Source organism: Methylacidiphilum sp. Yel, from assembly GCF_004421185.1.
Lineage (GTDB): Bacteria > Verrucomicrobiota > Verrucomicrobiia > Methylacidiphilales > Methylacidiphilaceae > Methylacidiphilum.
Map to the genome: position 1 here is coordinate 1 of NZ_LXQB01000083.1, position 1,967 is coordinate 1,967.

The 1,967-nt window shown below is 43.4% G+C and carries 3 protein-coding genes and 1 pseudogene; 2 read left to right on the plus strand and 2 right to left on the minus strand.

What is annotated here, in order from left to right:
• Positions 1-407, minus strand: a pseudogene (locus tag A7Q09_RS11360) (recombinase family protein); the annotation flags it as partial.
• Positions 408-733: 326 nt separating this feature from the next.
• Positions 734-1,039 carry a Dabb family protein gene (locus A7Q09_RS09990; protein WP_134391297.1) on the minus strand — a complete coding sequence of 102 codons (306 nt, stop codon included), beginning with the start codon at positions 1,037-1,039 and terminating at the stop codon, positions 734-736.
• Positions 1,040-1,164: 125 nt separating this feature from the next.
• Between A7Q09_RS09990 and A7Q09_RS09995 the strand changes: the two genes are divergently transcribed.
• On the plus strand, positions 1,165-1,731 hold the full coding sequence (locus A7Q09_RS09995) for a polymer-forming cytoskeletal protein (protein WP_134391298.1): 567 nt from the start codon (positions 1,165-1,167) through the stop codon (positions 1,729-1,731).
• 9 nt (positions 1,732-1,740) lie between these two features.
• Positions 1,741-1,967: hypothetical protein (locus A7Q09_RS10790; RefSeq protein ID WP_208526748.1), on the plus strand; the 227-nt coding region annotated here is incomplete at its 3' end.

Here is a 1,967-nt window from a genome sequence, read left to right on the forward strand (position 1 = left end):
CAGGCAGCCGACTTCACCGCCGATGATCGCATCCAGCAGGCGCTTCAGGCCTTTTTTGTGGTAGTTCATGCCAGAACCCAGGTCCGCGATCAGCTCGAATGTCCAGCCTTGCCGGGGGCACAGAACAGCTCATGAACCTGTTTTTGCCCTTCCAGATCGTCCTTCTAGTCGTAACTGGACACACGGGCATAGGCGGCAATGGTGCGGTCTATCTTCTCCGGTGCATGAAATTGGTCTAGCCGAAGCTGCGCAAGGTCATAGCGTCGCCGCCCACCTGCTGTGGGTTCATTGGGTAGGAGCTTGCCCTCGCTCTCCCAGCGTCGCAGTGTTTGCGGCGCAACCCCCAGGAACTCGGCGGCTCTTGAATGCTGACCAGCTTGGGCGACAGGTTTAGAATGTACATTTATGAGAAGGAAAAAGCAACTTGTATAGAAACTGTTCAAGTCCTGCGATGTTCCGTAGGCGGCCATCCCCATAAACCCACAGATCGGAACTAGCTCTATGCCTGAAACATAGCTTTAAAGGCCAAAGGATTGAATCTGCACCTTATCCTCCTTATTTGTCTCCTGGTATTCTCTAGCGTGATAGGAGCTTAGAGATAGGCTAACGTGGTCTAGTTTTAGTCGCAGGTGGCAAGCGCCATCCCAGAAAATGGTATGGGTTCCCTCCGGGAATAGTTTATAACTTGTAAGGGGTGGTTAGAAGCTCATCCTCTTTAGGAGATAGGGGAATATCACTTGCTTCGAGGTTCCATTTCGAAATCATATTCGGTTCTGACGGCGGAAAGTGGAGCCAATATCTGTTTTTCAAATTGATAATAGAAAGGACTTTGCTTAACAAGCTCCAATTTTTCTACGGAATCCACATCGAAAGAAAAAAAGAAGAAATAAGAGCCATTGGGCGAAATATTTTTGCCTACTCTTAGATTCATTATTTCTGGTATTTTCAACAATCTTACTCGAGTTTCAATCATTAGATTATCGATCTGTTCAGGACTAGACACGTTTTGAGAGGATAAAAAACATAGATGATGAATCATAGAAGTAAAAATGTTATTTAATGACGTTCAGATAATAAAACCAAAAAACTCTTTTTTAAAAAGAGAAAAAAGTTGGCAAAGAGTCTTATGTTTTTTAATTTCATAGATAACAAGGATATTGGTCTATGATTGGAAATTTTCTTAGAAAAAGTGAACTTCATAAGCCGCAGGAAACTAAAATAATCCCTCCTTCTCCTCCCGATCCATTTGGTAGTCCTCCTCCGCCTGCTGTTCCCTTGGAAAAATCCCTACAAGAAAAGGAAAAACAAACGGCACAAGAAACAACAATTGAAACCAAAAAGACAGTTGCAGGCAACGAACAAAAGAAAGATTTTAGAGAAGCACGAGTTTCCGAAAAACTATTTAATGTATTGGCAACGGGAACGAAATTCTCTGGTTCAATTGCCTTTCAAAATCAATTAGTTGTAAATGGTCATTTTGAAGGTCAGATCTATTCAAATGAGGGAACACTTATTATTGGAGAAAAAGCAGTGGTACATGCCCAAGTCAAGGTAGGCAACGTATTAATTTCTGGACGATTTTCTGGTAATATTTATGCTTCTGATCTAACAGAACTCAAAGATGGATCAGAGGTTTTTGGGGATGTCAAAACTCGACGATTAAAGGTTGAAGAAGGCTCGATTCTTAATGGAAAATGCGAATGCACAGCTAAATCTATCCAAGATAGGTAGGGCTTTTTTTTGTTTGAACTTCAATGGATTGAGTTTCCTGAGAAACGTAATAAGGCATTACTTTGTTATGAACTACCCCCGCCAAGTTTACAGGGCTATGGCGTGAGTTTCATGCTTCATTGCGGAGAAACTTCCACCGCTCTACATCTCAGACGGTTCCTGCGCCGCGCGCCGGCGTCAGCGGCTAATCTTGTTTCTAGCCACCGCAACAGTACCAAAGCCGCATTTTCGTCGCG

What these genes read in the sequence shown, in the direction of transcription:
- A7Q09_RS09995 (WP_134391298.1), top strand. Translation starts at nt 1,165, where the DNA reads ATGATTGGAAATTTTCTTAGAAAAAGTGAACTTCATAAGCCGCAGGAA.
- A7Q09_RS09990 (WP_134391297.1), bottom strand. Translation starts at nt 1,039, where the DNA reads ATGATTCATCATCTATGTTTTTTATCCTCTCAAAACGTGTCTAGTCCT.